The following is a 19,642-nucleotide window of genomic DNA, read 5'->3' as shown; positions in this document are numbered from 1 at the left end:
GGCCGCGCGTGTCCGCGGTCGGGACTAGACTGCCACCATGGCCGTCTACGTCGATCCGCCGCTCTGGCCTGCCCACGGAACCCACTTTTCCCATCTGGTCTCGGACACGTCGCTCGCGGAACTGCACGCCTTCGCCGCAGCCGCCGGCATCCCCGGGCGAGCGTTCGACGGCGACCACTACGACGTCGCCGAGGCCCGGTACGAGGCCCTGGTGGCGGCCGGCGCCATTCCTGTGGAGGGCCGGGTCCTCGTCCGAAAGTTGATCGCCAGCGGGTTGCGGATCCCGGCCCGACGGCGCGGCAAGGCCCTCCGGGTCCCGCTCCTGAACCGCTGGAACGAGGCGTTGCCGGGCCACGACGCCCTCTTCCTGGACCTGCTGGACCGCTGGGGCGAGGAACACCGGAAGTACCACGGCCGCACCCATCTGCTGGCGGTGCTGGAAGCCCTGGACCTGCTGTGCGATCCCGCCGATCCGCCCCGCACCGTGCTGCTGGCCGCCTGGTTCCACGACGCCGTCTACCGCGGCGTGGCAGGCCAGGACGAGGAAGAGTCGGCACGGCTGGCCGACGACCGGCTCCGACATGCCGGTCTACCGGCCGCCGAGGTGGACGAAGTGGTGCGCCTGGTGCTGCTGACGGCCGACCACTGTCCGGAGCCCGGAGACGACGACGGCGCCCTGCTCAGCGACGCCGACCTCTCCGTCCTCGGCGGGGAACCGGAGGCCTACGCCCGCTACCTCGCCGCCGTCAGGGAAGATTTCGCCCACATCGGCGACGCCGACTTCGCCGCCGGCCGCGCCGCCGTCGTCCGCCAGCTGCTGCAGCTCGATCCGCTCTTCCATACCGACCGCGGCCGGACACTGTGGCTGGACGCGGCCCGCCGGAACCTGAAGGGCGAACTCGCGTGAGCCGTGTGCCGGCCTCCCACCGGCGGCCGGCGGCTCAGGCAGCCACGCTGAGGTGATTCGCCAGCCGGTCGAACGACTCGCGCCACCCTTCGCCATGGCGGTCGCGGCTTTCCGCGGAGTCGAACGGCCCCTGGGCGAAGGTCATCTGCGTGCCGCCGTCGATCTCCTCCAACCGGATCGTCACCTCGGTCTCGAAGCCGCGGGTTCCGTCCGGCTTGTCCCAGGCATGGGTGAACACGAACAGGTGCGGCGGCTCGACATCGGTATGCACCCCGCTCCACCAGAATTGCTGCCCGGTACTGTCCTGGATCATGCAGGCGCGGTACAGGCCGCCGACTTCGAGGTCCGCGTCGACGCTCTCACGCGGGACGTGGAAGCCGCGCGGACCCCACCACTGCGGAGCCTGGTCCGGGTCCGTCAAAGCCGACCACACACCCTGGATCGGCGCCCTGAACTCGCGGACAATGACCAGCATGAGGTCCGTGTCGCCATTTGCCGTTTGGCTCATGGTCCTCTCCCTCGGATTGCTTGAACTGACAGGCGAAGTGCCCCCGGCCTGCTGGCTGCGCTGCCGCCGCCTAGCGCCGGCCGGGGCTGTAGGCGGTCACATACGGGGTGTTGCTCGGGATGATTTGTTTGCCGAGCGGCATCAGCGAGATGGGTATGAGCTTGAGATTGGCGATCGCCAGCGGAATGCCGATAATCGTGATGGCCATGGCGAAGGCCGTAACGACGTGCGCGATCGCGATCCAGATCCCGGCCACAAGCAGCCAGATGACATTTCCCACCAGGGTGAATATGCCGTTGCCGCCGGGCTTGTCCACCACCATGCGGCCGAACGGCCACAAGGCATAGGACGCGATGCGGAACGAGGCCAGGCCCCACGGAATGGTGACGATCAGCAGGCAGCAGACGACGCCGGCCAGGAAATATCCCAGGGCAAGCCACAGGCCGCCGAAGAGCAGCCAGATGATGTTAAGGAGTGTCTTCATGGATTAATTCTCGCCCGTAGGAGTGACATTCGGATCAGTGGTTTACCCGGAAAGATCCCTGACTTTCGCGCCCAACCCCGGACAGGTTTCCACGAGCCCGGTCCACGGGTGCCCGTCCGGGTTGGGCCCGCCTCGTCGGTGCTTAGGTATCGGCCTGTTTGACCATGGCGGCCTCAACGTTGATCTTAACCTTGTCGCTGACCAGCAGGCCGCCCGCTTCAAGGGCGGCGTTCCACGTCAGGCCGAATTCCTTCCGGCTGATGTCCGCCTCGGCACTGAATCCGGCCCGGGTGGCGCCGAAGGGGTCCACCGCCACACCGGTGTACTCGACTTCGAGCTCCACCGGCTTGGTGACTCCACGGATTGTGAGCTCGCCGGTCAGCACATAGTCTTCCCCCTCGCCCCGGATCCCGGTGGCCCGAAAAGTCATGTCGGGGAACTGCTCAACGTCGAAGAAGTCCGGGCCGCGGACGTGGCCGTCGCGGTTGGCGTCGCCCGAATCGAAGCTGGCGGTCTTGACCGTGGCGTGCAGGCTTGCGTCCGCCAGCGACTCGCGCACCCTTGCCTCGGCGGAGGCCTCGTTGAACCGGCCGCGGACCTTGCTGATGCCCGCGTGGCGGACGCTGAAACCGATTTCGCTGTGGGACATGTCCAATGTCCACACTCCGGGGGTCAAACCTTCGGGCAGAGTCACAACGGTCTCCTTCGAGCGGTGGCGGGCCTGTCCCGCCGGGGCGGTCGGGGTATTCCCCACTCTGCATGCTAACGAGGAAGCCCGTCCCGGGCTAGGTCCCACCGGCCCTGACGCGGGACACGCGGCACGCGACACGCCAGCGGCCACCCCGGCGGCGGCGTCGCGCGGCGGCGGCGGGATTTCCGACGGCGGGTCCAGCGATCCGGGGCCGGACGCGTTCTCTGGCCTTCGCTCCACGGCCGGGTTACTCTGGCCTATAAATGCCGGCCAATCACCGAATTTCGCAGAACTATTTACACAGTCCTGATCAACCAAATGATGTGAGGAATCGTGGCCAGGTCCCTGGGGAAACATGGCAAGGCGGGTATCGGCGCTTGCTTGCTGAGCCTGGGTCTGTTGCTTTCCGCCTGCCAGCCCGGGCCGCCGGAACCCGCACCGCGCCCGAGCCCCGGCACGCCGTCGTCCCCCGCGCCGTCGCCCCCATCGCCGTCCACCGCACCGCCGTCGTCGTCTGCCGCGCCGTCGGCCGGCGAGCCCGTGCATTTCACCGCCCAGGGTGACATCGGCGTAGGCTCGGGCGCCAAGAAAGTGCTCGACGCCGTTGCCGGCCTCAAGCCCCACCTGAACCTGGCTCTGGGCGACTTCGCATACAAGGCCGGGCTCGAACAGGAGTTCTGCGACATGGTCACCGCCCGTCTCGGCGAGAACTTCCCGTACCAGTTGGTGACCGGAAACCACGAGAGTGACGGCCGGGATGGCGACATCGAGAAGTATGTCCAGTGCCTGCCCAACAGGATGCCCGGCCTCCAGGGCGAATACGGCGTCCAATGGCGCCTCGATGTCCCCGAGCAGAATCCGGTTGTCCGCTTCATCATGGTTTCCCCCGGCATCGATTTCCGGGGCGGGGAGCCGCTGGACTACTCAAGGGACAGCGAACGCTGGCGCTGGACCGCGGACGCCATCGACGAGGCCAAATCGCAGAACATCCCCTGGACGGTGGTGGGCATGCATACCCCGTGCCTGAGCGTCGGCAACTACGACTGCCAGGCGGGGCAGGACTTTACGAACATGCTGATCGAAAAGCAGGTGGACCTGGTCCTGTCCGGCCACGACCACGTCTATCAGCGGACGCATCAACTGGCCACGGGCGGAGGCTGCGCGGAACTCGTTCCCGCGACCTTCGCCTCCGCATGCCTGGCCGATACCGATGACGCCATGGCCCAGGGCTCGGGGACCGTGTTCGCCACCGTCGGCGTTGGCGGCGTCGGACTCTACAACGTCCGATCCGAGGACCCGGAGATGCGCTACTTCGCCAGCACATCCGGAAAGAACCAGGACCCGGCCTTTGGGACCCTGGACGTCATGGCGACGGCGGATGAACTTGCCGCCCGGTTCATTCCCGCCGACGGCTACAGCTTCTCGGACTCCTTCACCCTCCGCCGGTAATCTGCTGCGGCATTAGGGCTCAGGTGTGCGGCGGCGGGTAGGCCGCCGGTAAGCCGTCGGACGCGCCCCGAGAGGGCTCAGGCCGGCACCCAGATGCTGACCCAGTCCAGGTAGACGTGGCCCTGGGTTTCCGGAGCCGGACACAGAGGCAGGCAGGATTCGGTCTGCAGGATGAAATGCATGGGCGTCGAGGGCACGTCCGTTGTGCTCGCGCCGATGGATCGTCCGTCAATGAAGAACTCAACGCGACCGGGGGTCCACTCTGTCGTGGCAACATGCCAGTCTGTGGAAACTTTATTGGAAAAGAACTGTTCAAAGCGCTTTGGATCCAAGGACATGAAATGGGCAGCTGCCGTCAGGATTGCTCCGAGGTCGCCTTCGGGGAAATCTATCTCCCCGTCCCGCGGCCAGATGCCACTATCCGGCCACAGGAGCCACGCCGTCTTGAAGCCAGGCATGGCATCCCCCCTGTACCGGACTGAGTAGCGGCCGTACAGCATGCTGTTGGCCCTCGGGGGATTCTTGCTGGCATTCGGAAATTTGGGCGTGGGCGCGGCACCCATGAAGACACCGTTTTCCGAATGCATGAACCAGTCCAGAACGCCGTTTTTGACGCTCAGGACTTTCGAGGGATAGTAGCCCGATTTTCCGCCGCTGACCTGCCCGTCCGTATCCGGTGTTCCGTCTTTGTATCCGGCACTCCACCGGTCCCGGTAAAGCGGCCCGGGAAAGGAGCCCAGGGGGACGTCACCGCCGGAGAAGTCCTCCACAAAGACGTTCCTCCATCCGGGCAGATCCCCCGACATAGCCGTGTCAGTGGTCCGGTCCGGAGGCGGTGCCGATGTCCGGGCAGGCCGGGACGCCGGCGCGCCCCCAGTCGCAGGGGCGGCAGTCGCGGTGCCACCTGCCGGCGGCTCGGTCGGCGCCACCGACTGGAGCCCGGGCTGTGCCCCTCCTGTTCCGGCGTCGGTCGGCGGAGCCGCCGGCGACGCCGAAATGGACGTGAACAGCGGCCGCTCGCCCTGTGGAGCGGCATCCGTGCCGCACGCCGCCAGGGCCATGACCAGGACCATGGCGGGAACCGCCATGGTCCTGCAGGTCAGGAGACGCCGGCGTCCTGCCGGCACGCGCCCCCAATAAACGGGTGTCCGCATCCGGCCAGTGTCGCATGGAGGCAACCGCCCATCAACAGTTTTGCCTCAAATTTGGTTGAAGGTTCTAGTTAATCCAAGGTTAATGCAAGGTGGCGAAACCAAACTTTAACCCTGGGGTATATCACTAAGTTGTCGACAACCGAACAGCGTAAGCATTGGGTCTATTTTCCGGTCGGAGGAGTCGGAAAGCGCTGTAGTTGCGACGAGCAGAATACGTCATTGAGTGGTGAGGCCAGTGTCCATCCCGAATCTCAAGCCGAACGTGCGCCCCCAAACGACGCCCCCGCCGGCAAACCCCTCGGTCAGCGTGGTGATCCCCACTTTGAACGAGGCAATGAACCTGCCGTGGGTGCTGCGGCGAATGCCGTCCTATGTGGATGAGGTGGTAATTGTTGACGGCCGTTCCCTGGACGGCACAGTGGAGGTGGCCCGGGCCTTGCGCCTGGACGTCGTGGTGGTGGCAGAGCCCCGCCCCGGCAAAGGAAACGCCGTGCGGGCCGGATTCGCCGCAGCCTCCGGCGACATCATCGTCATGCTCGACGGCGACGGCAGTATGGACCCCCAGGAGATCGGCTGGCTGGTGACTCCGCTCCAGCACGAATACGACTTCGTCAAAGGCTCCCGCTATGTGACGGGCGGCGGCTCAGACGATCTCACATGGCTGCGCAGCGGCGGAAACAAGATGCTCACCCGGCTCGCCAACACGGTCCTCCACAGCGACTACTCGGACCTTTGCTACGGCTACATCGCCCTGCGCAGGGAATGCGTTGACATTCTGGAGCTGGAGTCGGACGGGTTCGAGATCGAAACTGAACTGATTGTGCGGGCCTCGAGGGCCGGCCTGCGCATTGCCGAGGTGCCCAGCCACGAACTGTCCCGCATCTCCGGGCAGTCAAACCTGCATACCTTCCGGGACGGCTGGCGGGTCCTCCGCACCCTGGCCCGCGAGCGCGTGAGCTGGGAAGCCCCGACCGCCGGCGCCCGCCCCGAGGCCCTGCGTCGGGTCAAGTACAAGTACCCCAACGAGGTCTTCCCGCACGTTCCCACCGATCCCAGCAGCGTCCTGGGCGTACGGGCAGGCGAATAGGATGTCCGAGAACTCCAGCCTTCCGGAAGTATCCGTGGTCATTTGCTCCTATTCGGAGGACCGGTGGGACCAGCTGATCGGCGCCCTGGACTCCGTCCGCACCCAGACCTTCCCACCCAAGCAGACGATCGTCGTCGTGGACTACAACGTGGACTTGTACAAGCGCCTGATCTTTACCGTCCCGGATGCCGTAATTATCGAGAACGCCGGACCCAAGGGTCTCTCGGGCGCCCGCAACACCGGAGCAGGCATCGCTAAGGCCGAGATCGTGGCCTTCCTCGATGACGACGCCGAAGCCGAGCCGGACTGGCTCGAACGGCTCGCGGCGATGTACGACGATCCCGACGTTCTGGCGGTCGGCGGCCGGGTGGAACCGCTCTGGGAAGCCGGACGGCCGGGCTACTTCGCCAACGAGCTCGACTGGATTGTCGGCTGCACGTACCGGGGAATGCCCAAAGTCGCCGCCGAAGTCCGCAACGTCATTGGCGCGAACATGTCCTTCCGCGCCAGCGTCCTGGAACGGGTCGGCGGTTTCAACACAACCCTGGGCCGTCAGGACGCCGTCCCGCTGGGCTGCGAAGAGACCGAACTGTGCATCCGCGCGGTGATCGGAGCTCCCGGATCCCGGGTGGTCTATGAGCCCGCGGCCCTGGTGCACCACCACGTTCCGGCCGAGCGCGGCACCTTGCGCTACATGCTGGCCCGTTCCTGGGGCGAAGGGATTTCCAAGGCGCAGGTCAGCAGGGTGGTCGGCCACAAACGGGCACTTGGTCCCGAACGGCGCTATGTCCGGCAGGTCCTGCCTCGTGCAGTATTCGCCGGAATCCGCGGCGGGCTCGGCGGCGGGGACCGTGCCGGGCTCGGCCGGGCAGCGGCCATCATCGCCGTGCTCGCGGCCACCGCGACCGGCTATGTGCGCGGCCGCCGGCTGCCTGCGGCGCCGTCGCCGGTCAAAGCGGCTGTTGTGACGCCGGAAGAGCCGTGGCGGGAAGTCAAATGAACCGCGCTGCGCCCTTCCCCGTAGAGCGCCGGGTGCAGGCCCTGCACCCGGAACCACCTGACCGCAGGAACCCGACCCCAGAAAGCTTGGATCATGAGCCAACCTGAGCGCGACGTGAAACAGCCCATTGGCGCCTCTGCCGGAGCCTCCTTCGATGTCCACGGGATCGTGGGCATCGACGTGGAGGCGGGCACACCAGGGGAACCGCAACTGCGGGATATGCTCGCCCCGTTCCTGGGGAATTCCACCGCGCCGCGGCGGATCACCATCGGCGCCAAGATATCGCCGGTTTCCAGCCAGTCGCACGCGGAGGATGCCTACCGGTTCACCGGGGAGTCCCTCTATATTCCGGCGGACCGCGTCCAGATCATCGAAACAAAGGACGGGTACCGGATCGAAGGCGCCGGTGAGCTCCTGACCTCTGTGATTCCGCTGCTGGACCGGCTGTGTGTCCAGGAGGAGACGGCCATGATCCATGCTGCCGTGGTGGACTTCCGCGGCTCCGGGGTTCTCCTGCCGGCCTGGGGAGGTGTTGGAAAGACCAGTACGGTGGCGAAGCTGGTGGCCATGCCCGACGTGCGGTTCATGGCCGACGACTGGGCCTTCATGGGCGCCGGCGGAATGCTCATGGGCTACGCCAAACCGATGTTCATCAAACCCCACCACCGCGCCATCTACCCGGACATGTTCCGGGGAACCCGCAAGCCCCTGGCCCCCGGATGGCTGACGACTCCTGTCGCCCATCTGGCCACGGCGGTCCATCCGGTCATTGTCCGCTATCCGAAAACAGCCGCATTCACCCGGCGCTGGTCCCCCGAACACCGCATGGTGCAGCCGGAGCATGTTTTCGGGGCGCAACGGATCTCGTCCGCGGCGCCGGCACAGCTGGCCATCTTCCTCGAGCGCTTCGACGGCGCGGACGCGCGGCTGGAAGCACGCAGCGCCGAGTGGATGACCTCCCGGGTCGTCGGCAACTTCCATTCGGAACTGCCCATGGTCTCGCGGCGCCTTGTCGAGGCCCTCGGCGCCACCAGCCTGGTCCCGCTGGAGGAGCATTTTGGCCAGAAGGCGGCCGTGGTGCGCCGGGCCCTGGAGGACGTTCCCTGCTGGCTGCTCCGGCTTCCCGCCGCTTGGTCAGCGGACCAGGCCTCTGACTTCATCGCGAATCTGGTTCGTTCAAAACTGGATGAGTGAGGCGAGGCCACGTGAGCGATCTGAAGGTGTCGGTTGTTGTTCCGGCGCGCAATGCCGCAGCCTGGCTGGGCGAGTGCCTGGAGTCGATCCGCAGCCAACACCCGTACGAAATGATCGTGGTCGATGGCTGCTCGACGGATGACACTGTCGAAATCGCCCGCGACTGCGGGGCGACTGTCATCTCCGATGAAGGACGCGGCCTGCCTGCCGCACGGATGCTCGGCGCCCGCAGTGCCACCGGCGACGTTGTCGCCCTGATCGACGCCGACGTCGTCCTTCCGCCGAAGAGCCTGTCCCGGCTGCTGAGCGAATTCGAGGCCGGCGGCTACGACGGCCTGCAATTCGGGCTGGCCAGCGAAGCCGACGGCCCCGGCTATTGGGGGGCTGCGCTGGCCTGGCACCACAACCACAGCCGGGTGCGCAAGTGGTTTGGCGTCAGCGCCACGCTGATGCGCCGCGACGTGCTGCTCGACGTCGGGTTCGACGACGACTTCCGCTCCGGGGAGGATGTGGAGCTGAGAATCCGGCTGGAGCAGGCCGGGTTCAAGCTCGGCGTCTCCGACTCCGTGGTGGTCAGGCACCGGTTTGACGACACGTTCGACTACGCCCGCGACCAATGGCTCCAGGACGGGGCCGGGATGGCCCGGACCGTCCGCAAGCACACGGGCCGCGCCGGCTGGCTCGTGATGCTGCCACTGCTGGCCACCGTGCGGGGGGTCGGCATGTCCCTGGTCCGGGCACCCCGCTTCCTGCCGTACTGGATGGGCTTCCTGCTCTACAACTACCGCGCCATGGCCGGCGAGCTCCTGCGGCCGGCCCACAAACCGATCTCGGTCGGCGGGAACGCGGCCTGGCTGGCCGCCGCGAGGATTGCCCCCATGGTGACGGGCTTCCTGTTCTGGGCACTCGCGGCCCTCGTGCTCCCGCCGGAGCAAATAGGCCTGGGGTCCGCGGTGGTCGCAGCCGCGCTCCTGACCGTGCAGCTGGGGATGCTCGGCGTCGGGCCTGCCACGCTGACGCTGCTGCCCGCGGAAACTGACGGCGGCCGGCGGCTCATCGCCACCGGCCTGCTTACCGTGGCAACCTGCTCCCTGCTGGGCGCTGGCCTGCTGGTTGCCGTCACCTCGTGGCTCGGCACAGGCGTGGGCGAGGCCTGGGCCGACCCCCTGGTCACCATTCTTTTCCTGGCCACGGCACTGCTCGCCGCCACCGCCTACCAGCTGGACCACGTGGGCGTAGCCCAGGAACGGGCCGACCGCACGCTGGTCAGAAGCCTCGCACAGTCCCTCGTCCAGCTCCTCTTCCTGGCCGCCGCGCTGGCCGCCGGGCTCCGTGACCTGGCGGTGATTGTGGGCGCCGTCGCCGCCGGCGCCCTGGCCAGTGTCCTCGTAGGGCTGCGCCAGCTCGCCCGTGCCCACGTGTCCCCGGACTGGAAGCACGGCTTCCGGCCTCGGCCGGCCCTCAATCTCCTGAAGCCGGGGCTTCCCAACCACGCCCTCACGCTCGCCGACCGCGCGCCCGGCTACCTGCTCCCGCTCATCGTTGCAGCTACCCTGGGCCCGGCGTCGACTGCCGCCTGGTATGTGGTCTGGATGATGGCCTCGGCAGTGTTCTTCGTGCCGCAGTCCGCCGGGTTTACCCTGCAAACGGCCCTCGCGGGTTCACGGGCGCGGCCGGGCCTCCTCGCCTCAGCGTTACGGGCCAGCTTTATGCTGACTCTCGTGGCCGGGCTGATACTGCTGCTGGCCGGCCCCCTGCTTCTGGGCTTCCTCGGACCGGATTACGCGTCCGCGTGGGTCCTCATTCCTGTACTCGTCCCGGCACTCCTCCTGAGTTGCGTGACCCAGGTCTACTACGGGCTGTGCCGGGCCCAAGGGCGGCTTTTCGAATCCACGATAGTCGCCACTCTGGCCGCCATCCTGGTCGTGGCACCCGCCGCGGCAGTGGCGCAGCAATATGGCCTCACCGGGGTCTCAGTCCTATGGGCCGTTGCCCAAGCGGCTGCTTGCCTGATGGCCACCTGGCGCCTGATCACCCTGACCCGGATGAAGCCCGCCTCCACCGCAGGCGAGATTCCTTCAGCGGCGCGCCACCAGCCGACCTGAATCGAGAAATGATGACACACGAAACGGCAACAAGCCTCCCTGTGGGCACCGCCCACCGGCATGAGGCGCATGCGCACGTCGGCGGTGCTAAGCCGCCCACCCACCGCAACCTCGGACTCACCCCGTCGTGGCACATCGGTGCCCTGGCCGCGGCAGCCGCGGCCGCGCTCGCCCTCGGCGTGTGGAGCATGAACCAGGTCAATCCTTTTCAGATCGGCGGGGCCGGGCTGATTGATGCCCTTCCGCCGGCCTATTTCGTTGCGCTCGCGCTCAGCCTCGCCGGATTTGTCGCCTCGCTGAGCCTCCGCCGTCTGGTTCCGGCGCTTCTGACCTGGCAGCTCCTGGTCACAGTGGTTCTCCTCGACGGTGCTGACCCGATCATTCATGGCCTGCCCCGGCTCGAGGCCAGCTTCCGGCATCTGGGCATTGCGGACACCATTAGCCAATCGGGCCAGCTGGATCCGACCCTGGACGCCTACTTCAACTGGCCAGGATTCTTCAACGTGCTGGGAATGCTCTCCGGGGCGACGGGCGCCAAGGATCTTTTCGGGATCGCAACGTGGGCGCCGGTGGGCATCAACATCCTCCTGCTCGCACCACTGCTGGCCCTGGCCCGGCGGTTGACGGCAAATCCGCGCCAGGCCTGGGCGGCTGTCTGGATCTTTTACGTGGCCAGCTGGATTGGACAGGACTACCTGTCACCACAGGCCTATTCGTTCCTCCTCCTGCTCACACTGATTGCCTGCCTGCTCAGCGTCTTCGGCGGTTGGGCCTGGCCCACGGAGCGCACCCGCTTCTCCCGGTGGCTTGCCCGCAGTGTCAGCAAACTGGACAGCTCGGTCCCGCGGTATGGCGCCGCGGAACCGCACCGGGCGGACACGGCGATTCTCGTGGTGGTCTGCGCGCTGATCCTGCTTGCCATGACGGCTTCACACCAGCTCAGCCCCTTCGCCGCGATCCCCATCCTGGCCGCGCTCCTGCTGACCGGACGTCTCCGGCTGCGCTTCTTGCCGGTCCTGGCCGTGGTCCTGCCCGTCGGCTGGCTGCTCTTTGCGGCTTCCACATTCGTGGAGGGGCATTTCGGCCAGCTGCTCGGCTCGCTCGGTGACATCGGTGCGAACAGCCTCGGCGCGCTGAGCAGCAGGGTCTCAGGCAGCGACGCCCACATGTTCGTGGTCTACACGCGCATGGCCGAGGTTGCGCTGGTCTGGGTGCTCGCCGTTGCCGGCGCCATAGTGGGCTACCGGCGGAAGGCACCGTGGCTGGCGGCCGCGACCGCGGCGCTGGCGCCGCTGGTCCTGATTCCCCTCCAGCCCTATGGCGGTGAACTGCTTCTGCGCCTGTATCTCTTCAGTCTTCCGTTCGCCGTCTGCCTGGCGGTGCTGCCACTGATGTCAGACAGTGCCGCAGGGCTGAGCCTGCGCCGGGCCCTTGCGCTACTGCTGATGGGCGCGGTGCTCGCTACAGCCACTGTCGTCTCCCGTTACGGAAATGACGGCATGGAAAGCTTCAACGACGACGAAATCGCCTTAGTGAACCACCTCTATGCGACAGCGCCCACCGGTTCCGTCCTCATTGAGGCAGTTCGCAACACCCCGTGGAGATACCAGCACTACGCGGACTACGACTACCGGGCGCTCGTTGCTGCCGAGCCCATTCCCAACGCCGCGCCGCTCAGCTGTGACGCGGCCAACCAGATCGCCCACAAAGCGGGCGCGTACCTCATCGTTACCGAAAGCCAGCAGGAGGCAGCCGAACTTCGCGGTTCGACTCCCACCGGCGACCTTCAACGTTTTACCGCCACATGCGCCACGAGTCCGGGCTGGACAAAGGTTTTTGAAAACGCAGGCGGCGTGATTTTTCACATCGAAGGAGTTAGCAATGGCAACTGAACGCAGCTACGTGAGCTATGCGACGGCAGCCGTCGCCGTAGCAGCCATACCGCTCTCGTTTGTCGGCCCCGAGGGCCTGCGCCTGGCGGTGATAGGCCTGCTGATGCTGGCCGGGCCTGGAACGGCGCTGGTGCTGCTCCTCCGCTTCGACCCCCCGCGCTCGGCCCAGGCCACTGGCGCGCTTCCCCTGAGCATCGCCATCGCAATCGCCTTCAGCCTCGCGATGTCCACCCTCGTGGCGACGGCGATGATCTACGCACGTCTCTGGTCACCGCCGGCGGCTGTCTGCCTACTGTCGGCCCTGACCCTCGTATTCCTGGGCATTGAGCTCAATCGGCCAAAGCGTGCCCTGGTGCGTGCGAAATGATCATCTTCCTGACGGGACTGGCCACCATGACGGCCCTCGTGAGCTGCGATGTGCTTCGCGTGTTGCAGCCGGACAAGGCACTCCCGCGCGCCGTGGTGATCACCACGGCAGCCCTGCTGGCCATAGTCGGCGTCGCGGTGGTCATGCAATTGGTGCATCTGGCGCAGCTGGCATGACAGAAACCGTCCGCCCGGTGCCGCGGCACCGGGCGGACACCAACAAGTCGAACCAATCACGGAAAGTAATTTCAATGAGAAAACTTAGAACACTCAGCATGGTTGGGACGCTCGGAATGCTCGTAGCCGGTTCCCTCGTCTTCGGTTCCGCCCCGGCGGCTACGGCCGCAACGGACCCAGTCTGCGGTACCATCCCGACAAATTCCTATCCGGGCACCGCTGTAGTCGCCACCAGTTTCGAGAAGGGCGGGTTTTGCACCCTCGTCCCCAAGGTGTCCGGCACCGGCACCGCAACGATATCCAGCTCACGGCCGCATACCGGGACGCAGGCGGCCAAGCTGCACGTGACCACCGATTCCGGCTCGCTCGCAAACCTCTCCTCCCCGACGTTTTCCTCGGGGACCAAGACCTCGTACGCAGACGGCTGGTTCAATATCACTGTTGCCGGCGTTTCCGGCAATGACGTCCCATACTTCCGTTTCTTCTCCGGATCCACCCGTGTCGCGGACATCTACCGCTACAACAGCAACGGGCAGTTGTGGCTCCGGGTCACGTCACCGAGTGGCAGCTTTGTCTACACGAAGCTGATCTCCAGCAGCATCTCCCTGAGCGCCTGGCACCATGTGTCCATGCGGGTGACCGCCAACGGCAGCAAGTCAACAATCCAGGTGTGGTTCGACGGCGTGCAGAAGTACAGCAGCTCGAGCGTCAGCATGCTCGGCAGCACCTTGAGCAAGGTTCAGCTCGGGGCGGAGCACAACCGGCAAAAGGGCGACGAATACATCGATGACGTGATCATCAAACGCTCCTAGCCCCCTCAGATGGTCCGCGGGCGGTCCAGCCTCATTCAGGCGCCTTGGCCGCCCGCACGAAATCCCCGATCTTGGCCAAGTCCTTGATGCCGCGCGCCGACTCGACGCCGGAGGACACATCGACACCCCACGCCCCGGCCTCCGCCGCTGCCCGGGCCACGTTGGCGGGATCGAGACCGCCGGCGAGCAGCCACTTGCGTCCGGTCAGGGCCTTGGCCCGGACCGAACCGTAGTCCCAGGCCTCGCCTGAGCCTGGCACGGCGGCGTCGATCAGGAGCAAATCCTCGCCCCAGTCATCGAGCGCCTCCGCGGCGGCGGCCATGGTGACGGCCCTGATCAGTTTCATCCCGGCGTCGTGCACTGTCCGGACGTCAGCGGGTGAGCGGTCCCCGTGGAGCTGGACCCAGACCAGGCCAGCCTCACGGGCGAGGGCGACGGCGTCGGCGGCCGGTTCGTGCCGGAACACCCCCACCGCGGGCACCCCGTCCGGGACGTGGGCGAGGAGGTTCCTGACCTGTTCCGGCGTGACCTCCCGGGGGCTGCGGGTCAGGACGAAGCCGACGGCGTCCGCGCCGGCGCCTGCCGCGACGCGGACCGCATCCGGGGTGCTCAGGCCGCACACTTTGACAAACATTCGGGCTCCTTCTGGGCGCTTCCTGCCTCCGACGTTAGCAAGGCCGGGCCCCGGCCGCCGACTTTGCGTCGGCACGGGCGTGCGCAGTCCCCGCCGGCGTCCCGGCGCGTCGGCGCGAGCGCCGTCCCCGGAAACGGGCCGATAGGCTGAGGCCATGGAGATCATCCGCTATGCCGAGCTCAAAGCCCACCCCTGGCGCAACGGCGGCGGGGTGACGCGCGAAGTGGCGCGCCATCCAAGGACCCCGTCCCTGCGGACCGCCCCGCAAGATACAGGGCAGGACAACGCCTGGGACTGGCGCGTCAGCATTGCCGAAGTCTCCAAGGCGGGCCCCTTCTCCGCGTACGCCGGGATGGACCGTGTACTGACAGTGATTGACGGCGACTTGCTGCTGCTGAGCGTGGACGGGGCCGAACATCCGCTGGAGAAGTACCGGCCGTTCCGGTTCTCCGGCGACGCGGACTCGGCGGGGGCACTGCCCACCGGCGACATCCGGGATCTGAACGTCATCACCCGCAACGGCGCCTTCAAGGGCTACACCTCGATCGTCGAGCTGTCCAAGAAGCGTGCCCATCCGGTGTTCGCAGGCCAACTCGGCATCCTCCTGCAGGGGCAGGGGACCGTCAGCCCCGGGACTGCAGGCGGCACTCCCACCGGGCCGGCCGCCGTCGCCCCCGAGCCGGAGCGACTCGAACTGAACCGTTACGACGCCGTCCTCGGCGCCGATACCGCGACACCGGAAATCGTGGGCCGCGGATTCCTGGCTGTCATCTCGATCGATCCTGCGGAACCCGGCACCGTATAGCGCTGTCCGCCTACACCCGGGCGCCGCCGACACGCACCGAGTCCCCCGACAGCCGCTGCGCGAGCCAGATCGGGACGATCGAGACCACGATCAGCACGACCGCCACGACATTGACCACTGGCGCCTGGTTCGGACGGAAGAGGTTCTGCAGGATCCAGATCGGCAGCGTGGTCTCGCCGGCCCCGATCGTGAACGTGGTAACGATGATCTCGTCGAAGCTCAGCGCGAAGGCCAGCAGGCCGCCGGCCAGCAGGGCGGAGCGGAGCTGCGGGAAGGTCACCAAGCCAAATGTGGTGAAAACACCGGCGCCGAGGTCGGCGGAGGCTTCCTCGAGGCCGGCGCTGGTGCGGCGGAGCCGAGCAATGGCGTTATTGAACACCGTCACCATGCAGAACGTGGCGTGGGCGATCACCACCGTCCACAGGCTCAGCGGGACGCCCAGGATCGTGGTGAACATGTTGTTCAGCGCGATGCCCGTGACAACCCCGGGCAACGCGATGGGCAGGATGACCAGGAGGTTGATGACGTCACGGCCGAAGAACTCATAGCGCTGCAATGAGATCGCCAGCAGCGTCCCCAGCACCAGCGAAATGATGGTCGATACGACTGCCACCCACAGGGAGGACACGACGGCCTCCCTGACGCCGGGCGAGTCAAAGGCCTTGCCCCACCATTCCAGCGTGAAGCCCTTGGGCGGCCAGCCGAAAGTCCGGTCTGCGTTGAACGAGTTCACCACCACCAGCAGCAGCGGTGTGTAGATGAACAAAAACACCAGCGCCGTGACAATGCCCAGGACCACCTTGGCGCTACGGGAAAGTCTCATGATGCTCCTCGCACTACAGGCTGTTCAGGGCGCCGGTGCGGCGGACGACGAAAAGGTAGAACATGATGATGGCGATCGGCACCAGCGATACCGCGGCGGCGAACGGCAGATTGTTGGCCGCTCCGACGTTGGCGTAAATCACGGTGCCCAGCATCTGGGTGGTCCCGCCGACGATCTGCGCAGTGATGTAGTCGCCCAGCGACAGGGAGAACGTGAAGATCGTGCCCGCGATGATGGAGGGGACCAGCAGCGGAAGCATGACCAGGCGCATGGTGGTGAGCGGCTTCGCGCCCAGGTCCCCGGAGGCCTCCAGCAGGGAGTCGGGCACCCGGTCAAAGCCCGCGTAGATCGGCAGGATCATGTACGGCAGCCAGATGTAGGACAGGGTCAGGATGACGGCGGTTTCGCCGTAGCCCGGCGAGGACAGGCCGATCGGGGTCCCCAGCCACTCCAGCAGCCCACCCTCGGACAGGACATTCCGCCAGGCGTAGGCCTTGACCAGGTAACTTGCCCACAGCGGCATCAGCACGGCCACAACGAGCAGTTTCTCCCAGCGGGCGGGAGCGACCTTGGCGATGAAGAACGCGATGGGCAGTGCCAGGATCATGTCAATCACGGTGACCGCCACGGCGATCCACAATGTCCGCAGGGTGATCCGCTGATACACCGGATCGGTCAGGACCGTGACGATGTTTTCCGTGGTCCAGACCGTGGACACCTCCCCGGTGAAGGTATCCACGGTCCAGAACGCGGTGATGAGCAGTGCCGCCAAAGCGGCGATGTACACCAGCACCAGCCAGCCCGCCGGGGCGGTGAGCAGGGCCGCCAGCCTCAGCCGGGGCGAGCGGTGCAGCAACGCCGAAAAGGCGTTGGTTTTCGCCCGTGGCACGGCCCCGGCATCACCGGGCGCCCCGGGCGGCAGCTGTTGCGTATGAAGTGCCATCTCGCCTTAATCTCTGCCGGCCCCCGGGGCCGGCTCGTTCGTAAGGGTTTGGTGCGGCGGAGCCGGAATCAGCCCTTGATTTCCGTCCAGGCCTTGGTCCATTCCGAATAGTCGGTGCACTTGACGTCCTTGCGGCCATCGATGCACTCGGCCACCGGTGTGGTCCAGAACCAGATCCTGTCGGCGTAGGCCGCATCACCTGAATGGTACGTCTGGCAGTGGTTGGGATCCTTGGTCAGCTCGCAGGCTTTCGCGTTGGCCGGCGATTCGCCAAAGTACTCCGCCACCTGGGCGTTCGGCTTGGGGCTGGCGATGTAGTCGAGCCACTTGTAGGCGCAGTTCGGGTTCTTGGTCTTGGAGCCGATCATCCAGGTGTCCGACCAGCCGGTGGCGCCCTCGTCCGGGACCAGGGTTGCGACCTTGGCGCCGTCTGCCGTCGCGATGTTGGCCCCCACCTGCCAGGTGGTGCCAACCACGGTGCTCCCGGACGTAAACGCCTGGACCTCCTTGACGACGTCGCTCCAGTACTCGCCGATGTGCGTGCGCTGCTGCTTGAGCAGGTCGACGGCCGCGGCCAGCTGGTCCTTGTCGAGGGCATAGGGGTTCTTGATGCCGAGGTCCGGCTTATGGGCCATGAGGTACATGGCGGCATCGGCGATGTAGATGGGCGAGTCGTAGGCCGTGACCTTGCCGGTGTTCTTGGCGGCGTCGTCAAACACAGCGCTCCAGGAGGCGGGCGCCGGGGCGACCTTGTCCGTGGAGTACATCAGCAGGTTGGCGCCCCAGCCGTGGGGCATTCCGTAGTTGACGCCGTTGACGGTGTTCCAGGCTTTGTCCTTCAGGAACGGGTAGATGTCCGGGTAGTTCTTCAGCAGGCTCATGTTGACCGGTTGCACGTCCTGGCCGGCGATCAGGCGCAGCGACGCATCCCCGGAGGCCGAGATAACGTCGTACTGTCCCGTGCGCATGAGCGTCACGGCCTCGTCCGAGGTGCCGAACGGCTTGAAGCTGACCTTGCACTGGGTTTCCTGTTCGAACGGATGCACCCAGTCGACGGCCGGGTCGTTGCTGCCATCCTCGACGTAGCCGGGCCATCCGAGGATGGACACCTGGCCTTCACCGGTGCCGATCTCGGTTTTGACCGGCTGCGCCGACTGTGCAGAACCCGATCCGCCGCTGGTTCCGCAGGCCGACAGCGCGAAGGCTGCGGCCGCAACCACCCCGACTACGAGGGAGGCCTTAGTTCTTGGTGCCATGATCCGTACCTTTCGCTGTGGAGAAAAACTCTGGACTGGAACGCTGCGCCGCGGCACGGACGGCAACCCCGCCCGGCATGGCCCGGCGTCAGGTAGTGCCGGGGACCGGAAGCCAAACGACGGCGTCGTCGTCCCAGCTGACTGTGACGGGCCCGTTTACCAGATCGGTGTCGCTGCCGGGCAGCTTTTCCGGAACGAGCGCGACGACGGCGGGTCCGCCGTCGAGCTGCACCCGCACCTGGGTAGCGTGCCCGACGTAAACGAACGACGTCACTGTCCCGGGCCGGGAGGTGGTGCCGGAACGGCGCTCCGGTTCGCCGGCCCAGGCGACGCGCAGCCGCTCGGGACGGATGCACAGCGGCTCCGGCCGGCCATAGATCGCCTGGGCCTGGCCGGCGTCGAAAATGTTGGAGGTGCCGACGAAGTTGGCCACGAAGATGCCGCCCGGGCGCTCGTAGATTTCGTGCGCGGTGCCGATCTGTTCGATGCCTCCGTTGTTGAACACGCCGATCCTGTCGCTCATGGTCAGGGCCTCCTCCTGGTCGTGGGTGACGAAGATGAAGGTGATACCCAGCGAGCGCTGCAGTTCCTTGAGTTCGACCTGCATCTGCTGCCGGAGCTTGAGGTCCAGGGCACCGAGCGGCTCGTCCAGGAGGAGGACCTTGGGCTCGACCACCAGCGCGCGGGCCAGGGCAACGCGCTGCCGCTGGCCGCCGGAGAGCTGGGCGGGTTTGCGGCCGAGGAACTTCCCGAGCTGGACGCGGTCCAAGGCTTCCCTGGCCCGCTCCCGCCGCTGCTTCCCGGGCATGCCGCGCACCCGCAGCCCATAGGCGACGTTGTCCACCAGGGACATGTGCGGGAACAGCGCGTAGTCCTGAAATACGGTGTTGACGTCCCGCTGGAAGGGCGCCATGGCCGTGACGTCCTTGCCCTCAAGTTCGATACTCCCGGACGTCGGCAGCTCGAAGCCGGCGATCAGGCGCAGGACCGTCGTCTTGCCGGAGCCGGACGGGCCAAGCATAGAGAAGAATTCCCCGTGGCGGATGTCCAGGTCCACGCCATTTACCGCGACGGTGTCCCCGAAGACCTTGGTGAGCTTACGCAGACGGATCGCCGGAACCTCTTCCTTTCCGGTCGAGGTGCCGGCGGCCAGTGTTTCGGTCATGGGGTGCGCCTTACTCCGTTGCCGGATCGTCCACAGGAACCACGCAACCGAATGTGATCCAGTCCACACTGGGCTGCTGGGCCAAATGCTATTACTCCATAGGTTTTGTGTATAGACCCTCCGGCAAAGCCCGGATTAGGATGTCATCAGCCCGGGCGGCGCGCGGCGGCACCGCAGAAGCCGCAGGGAT

20 protein-coding genes are annotated in these 19,642 nt (G+C 66.4%); 11 read left to right on the top strand and 9 right to left on the bottom strand.

Annotation, left to right across the window (positions count from 1 at the left end; genetic code table 11):
• The first annotated feature begins 37 nt into the window (after positions 1-37).
• Positions 38-907 (top strand): DUF4031 domain-containing protein, encoded by an 870-nt coding sequence (locus AC1DBX_RS09265; protein WP_476931595.1) that lies wholly within the window; start codon positions 38-40, stop codon positions 905-907.
• A 34-nt stretch (positions 908-941) separates the two neighbouring features.
• Here the strand turns inward: AC1DBX_RS09265 and AC1DBX_RS09260 are convergent, their stop codons facing one another.
• The 3 genes from AC1DBX_RS09260 to AC1DBX_RS09250 form a co-directional block, all read right to left on the bottom strand.
• A complete protein-coding gene (locus tag AC1DBX_RS09260; protein WP_476856985.1) occupies positions 942-1,415 on the bottom strand; it encodes an SRPBCC family protein in 474 nt (157 codons plus the stop codon).
• A gap of 70 nt (positions 1,416-1,485) precedes the next feature.
• Positions 1,486-1,899: a YccF domain-containing protein gene (locus AC1DBX_RS09255; protein ID WP_476856986.1), complete on the bottom strand. Its 414-nt coding sequence runs from the start codon at positions 1,897-1,899 to the stop codon at positions 1,486-1,488.
• A gap of 142 nt (positions 1,900-2,041) precedes the next feature.
• A complete protein-coding gene (locus tag AC1DBX_RS09250; protein WP_028275465.1) occupies positions 2,042-2,593 on the bottom strand; it encodes a YceI family protein in 552 nt (183 codons plus the stop codon).
• Between the two features lie 396 nt (positions 2,594-2,989).
• On the opposite strand from AC1DBX_RS09250, the gene AC1DBX_RS09245 reads away from it, so the two are divergent.
• Complete coding sequence (locus tag AC1DBX_RS09245; RefSeq protein WP_476856988.1) at positions 2,990-4,039, top strand: metallophosphoesterase; 1,050 nt, start codon at positions 2,990-2,992, stop codon at positions 4,037-4,039.
• Positions 4,040-4,116: 77 nt separating this feature from the next.
• Here the strand turns inward: AC1DBX_RS09245 and AC1DBX_RS09240 are convergent, their stop codons facing one another.
• The gene (locus AC1DBX_RS09240) at positions 4,117-5,127 is read right to left on the bottom strand and encodes a glycoside hydrolase family 16 protein (RefSeq protein ID WP_476887131.1); all 1,011 of its coding nucleotides are present in this window, start codon (positions 5,125-5,127) and stop codon (positions 4,117-4,119) included.
• A gap of 301 nt (positions 5,128-5,428) precedes the next feature.
• Between AC1DBX_RS09240 and AC1DBX_RS09235 the strand changes: the two genes are divergently transcribed.
• From AC1DBX_RS09235 to AC1DBX_RS09200, 8 genes are all read left to right on the top strand, one after another.
• The gene (locus AC1DBX_RS09235) at positions 5,429-6,280 is read left to right on the top strand and encodes a glycosyltransferase family 2 protein (protein WP_243180637.1); all 852 of its coding nucleotides are present in this window, start codon (positions 5,429-5,431) and stop codon (positions 6,278-6,280) included.
• A gap of 1 nt (position 6,281) precedes the next feature.
• Positions 6,282-7,280: a glycosyltransferase family 2 protein gene (locus AC1DBX_RS09230; RefSeq protein WP_476931594.1), complete on the top strand. Its 999-nt coding sequence runs from the start codon at positions 6,282-6,284 to the stop codon at positions 7,278-7,280.
• A gap of 93 nt (positions 7,281-7,373) precedes the next feature.
• Positions 7,374-8,474 carry a hypothetical protein gene (locus AC1DBX_RS09225; RefSeq protein ID WP_223917141.1) on the top strand — a complete coding sequence of 367 codons (1,101 nt, stop codon included), beginning with the start codon at positions 7,374-7,376 and terminating at the stop codon, positions 8,472-8,474.
• Positions 8,475-8,485: 11 nt separating this feature from the next.
• On the top strand, positions 8,486-10,579 hold the full coding sequence (locus AC1DBX_RS09220) for a glycosyltransferase (RefSeq protein WP_476931593.1): 2,094 nt from the start codon (positions 8,486-8,488) through the stop codon (positions 10,577-10,579).
• An 8-nt stretch (positions 10,580-10,587) separates the two neighbouring features.
• The gene (locus AC1DBX_RS09215; protein WP_476931592.1) at positions 10,588-12,471 is read left to right on the top strand and encodes a hypothetical protein; all 1,884 of its coding nucleotides are present in this window, start codon (positions 10,588-10,590) and stop codon (positions 12,469-12,471) included.
• On the top strand, positions 12,461-12,838 hold the full coding sequence (locus AC1DBX_RS09210) for a hypothetical protein (protein ID WP_476931591.1): 378 nt from the start codon (positions 12,461-12,463) through the stop codon (positions 12,836-12,838). Before AC1DBX_RS09215 ends, AC1DBX_RS09210 begins: the two co-directional genes overlap by 11 nt.
• Positions 12,835-13,014, top strand: a complete 180-nt coding sequence (locus AC1DBX_RS09205) for a hypothetical protein (protein ID WP_026538140.1) — start codon at positions 12,835-12,837, stop codon at positions 13,012-13,014. Before AC1DBX_RS09210 ends, AC1DBX_RS09205 begins: the two co-directional genes overlap by 4 nt.
• Positions 13,015-13,112: 98 nt before the next feature.
• Positions 13,113-13,826: a hypothetical protein gene (locus AC1DBX_RS09200; RefSeq protein ID WP_476931590.1), complete on the top strand. Its 714-nt coding sequence runs from the start codon at positions 13,113-13,115 to the stop codon at positions 13,824-13,826.
• 31 nt (positions 13,827-13,857) lie between these two features.
• On the opposite strand, the gene AC1DBX_RS09195 is transcribed toward AC1DBX_RS09200, so the two are convergent.
• Positions 13,858-14,460 carry a phosphoribosylanthranilate isomerase gene (locus tag AC1DBX_RS09195; protein WP_476931589.1) on the bottom strand — a complete coding sequence of 201 codons (603 nt, stop codon included), beginning with the start codon at positions 14,458-14,460 and terminating at the stop codon, positions 13,858-13,860.
• A 154-nt stretch (positions 14,461-14,614) separates the two neighbouring features.
• Here AC1DBX_RS09195 and AC1DBX_RS09190 point away from each other — a divergent pair, with 154 nt between their 5' ends.
• Positions 14,615-15,265, top strand: coding sequence for a HutD/Ves family protein (locus AC1DBX_RS09190; RefSeq protein WP_476849793.1), 651 nt, complete (start codon positions 14,615-14,617; stop codon positions 15,263-15,265).
• Between the two features lie 10 nt (positions 15,266-15,275).
• Here the strand turns inward: AC1DBX_RS09190 and AC1DBX_RS09185 are convergent, their stop codons facing one another.
• The 4 genes from AC1DBX_RS09185 to AC1DBX_RS09170 all read right to left on the bottom strand — a co-directional run bounded on the left by AC1DBX_RS09185 (position 15,276) and on the right by AC1DBX_RS09170 (position 19,452).
• Entirely contained in the window at positions 15,276-16,088 is an 813-nt protein-coding gene (locus tag AC1DBX_RS09185) for an ABC transporter permease (protein WP_476849794.1), read from the bottom strand.
• A gap of 13 nt (positions 16,089-16,101) precedes the next feature.
• Positions 16,102-17,031 (bottom strand): ABC transporter permease, encoded by a 930-nt coding sequence (locus AC1DBX_RS09180; protein WP_223917155.1) that lies wholly within the window; start codon positions 17,029-17,031, stop codon positions 16,102-16,104.
• A gap of 68 nt (positions 17,032-17,099) precedes the next feature.
• On the bottom strand, positions 17,100-18,287 hold the full coding sequence (locus tag AC1DBX_RS09175) for an ABC transporter substrate-binding protein (RefSeq protein ID WP_476931588.1): 1,188 nt from the start codon (positions 18,285-18,287) through the stop codon (positions 17,100-17,102).
• 88 nt (positions 18,288-18,375) lie between these two features.
• Positions 18,376-19,452: an ABC transporter ATP-binding protein gene (locus AC1DBX_RS09170; RefSeq protein WP_476873662.1), complete on the bottom strand. Its 1,077-nt coding sequence runs from the start codon at positions 19,450-19,452 to the stop codon at positions 18,376-18,378.
• Between the last annotated feature and the right edge of the window lie 190 nt (positions 19,453-19,642).

Source organism: Arthrobacter sp. 10N44_2 (genome assembly GCF_056394385.1).
The sequence above is the reverse complement of the archived record's forward strand: the minus strand, read 5'-3'. Positions and strand labels throughout refer to the sequence as shown.

Excerpts from the sequence above, each read along its gene's own strand:
- AC1DBX_RS09180 (WP_223917155.1), bottom strand. The coding sequence starts at position 17,031 with ATGGCACTTCATACGCAACAGCTGCCGCCCGGGGCGCCCGGTGATGCC.
- AC1DBX_RS09215 (WP_476931592.1), top strand. The coding sequence starts at position 10,588 with ATGATGACACACGAAACGGCAACAAGCCTCCCTGTGGGCACCGCCCAC.
- AC1DBX_RS09175 (WP_476931588.1), bottom strand. The coding sequence starts at position 18,287 with ATGGCACCAAGAACTAAGGCCTCCCTCGTAGTCGGGGTGGTTGCGGCC.
- AC1DBX_RS09260 (WP_476856985.1), bottom strand. The coding sequence starts at position 1,415 with ATGAGCCAAACGGCAAATGGCGACACGGACCTCATGCTGGTCATTGTC.
- AC1DBX_RS09190 (WP_476849793.1), top strand. The coding sequence starts at position 14,615 with ATGGAGATCATCCGCTATGCCGAGCTCAAAGCCCACCCCTGGCGCAAC.
- AC1DBX_RS09205 (WP_026538140.1), top strand. The coding sequence starts at position 12,835 with ATGATCATCTTCCTGACGGGACTGGCCACCATGACGGCCCTCGTGAGC.
- AC1DBX_RS09265 (WP_476931595.1), top strand. The coding sequence starts at position 38 with ATGGCCGTCTACGTCGATCCGCCGCTCTGGCCTGCCCACGGAACCCAC.
- AC1DBX_RS09255 (WP_476856986.1), bottom strand. The coding sequence starts at position 1,899 with ATGAAGACACTCCTTAACATCATCTGGCTGCTCTTCGGCGGCCTGTGG.
- AC1DBX_RS09170 (WP_476873662.1), bottom strand. The coding sequence starts at position 19,452 with ATGACCGAAACACTGGCCGCCGGCACCTCGACCGGAAAGGAAGAGGTT.
- AC1DBX_RS09225 (WP_223917141.1), top strand. The coding sequence starts at position 7,374 with ATGAGCCAACCTGAGCGCGACGTGAAACAGCCCATTGGCGCCTCTGCC.
- AC1DBX_RS09200 (WP_476931590.1), top strand. The coding sequence starts at position 13,113 with ATGGTTGGGACGCTCGGAATGCTCGTAGCCGGTTCCCTCGTCTTCGGT.
- AC1DBX_RS09230 (WP_476931594.1), top strand. The coding sequence starts at position 6,282 with ATGTCCGAGAACTCCAGCCTTCCGGAAGTATCCGTGGTCATTTGCTCC.
- AC1DBX_RS09210 (WP_476931591.1), top strand. The coding sequence starts at position 12,461 with ATGGCAACTGAACGCAGCTACGTGAGCTATGCGACGGCAGCCGTCGCC.
- AC1DBX_RS09195 (WP_476931589.1), bottom strand. The coding sequence starts at position 14,460 with ATGTTTGTCAAAGTGTGCGGCCTGAGCACCCCGGATGCGGTCCGCGTC.
- AC1DBX_RS09240 (WP_476887131.1), bottom strand. The coding sequence starts at position 5,127 with ATGGCGGTTCCCGCCATGGTCCTGGTCATGGCCCTGGCGGCGTGCGGC.
- AC1DBX_RS09185 (WP_476849794.1), bottom strand. The coding sequence starts at position 16,088 with ATGAGACTTTCCCGTAGCGCCAAGGTGGTCCTGGGCATTGTCACGGCG.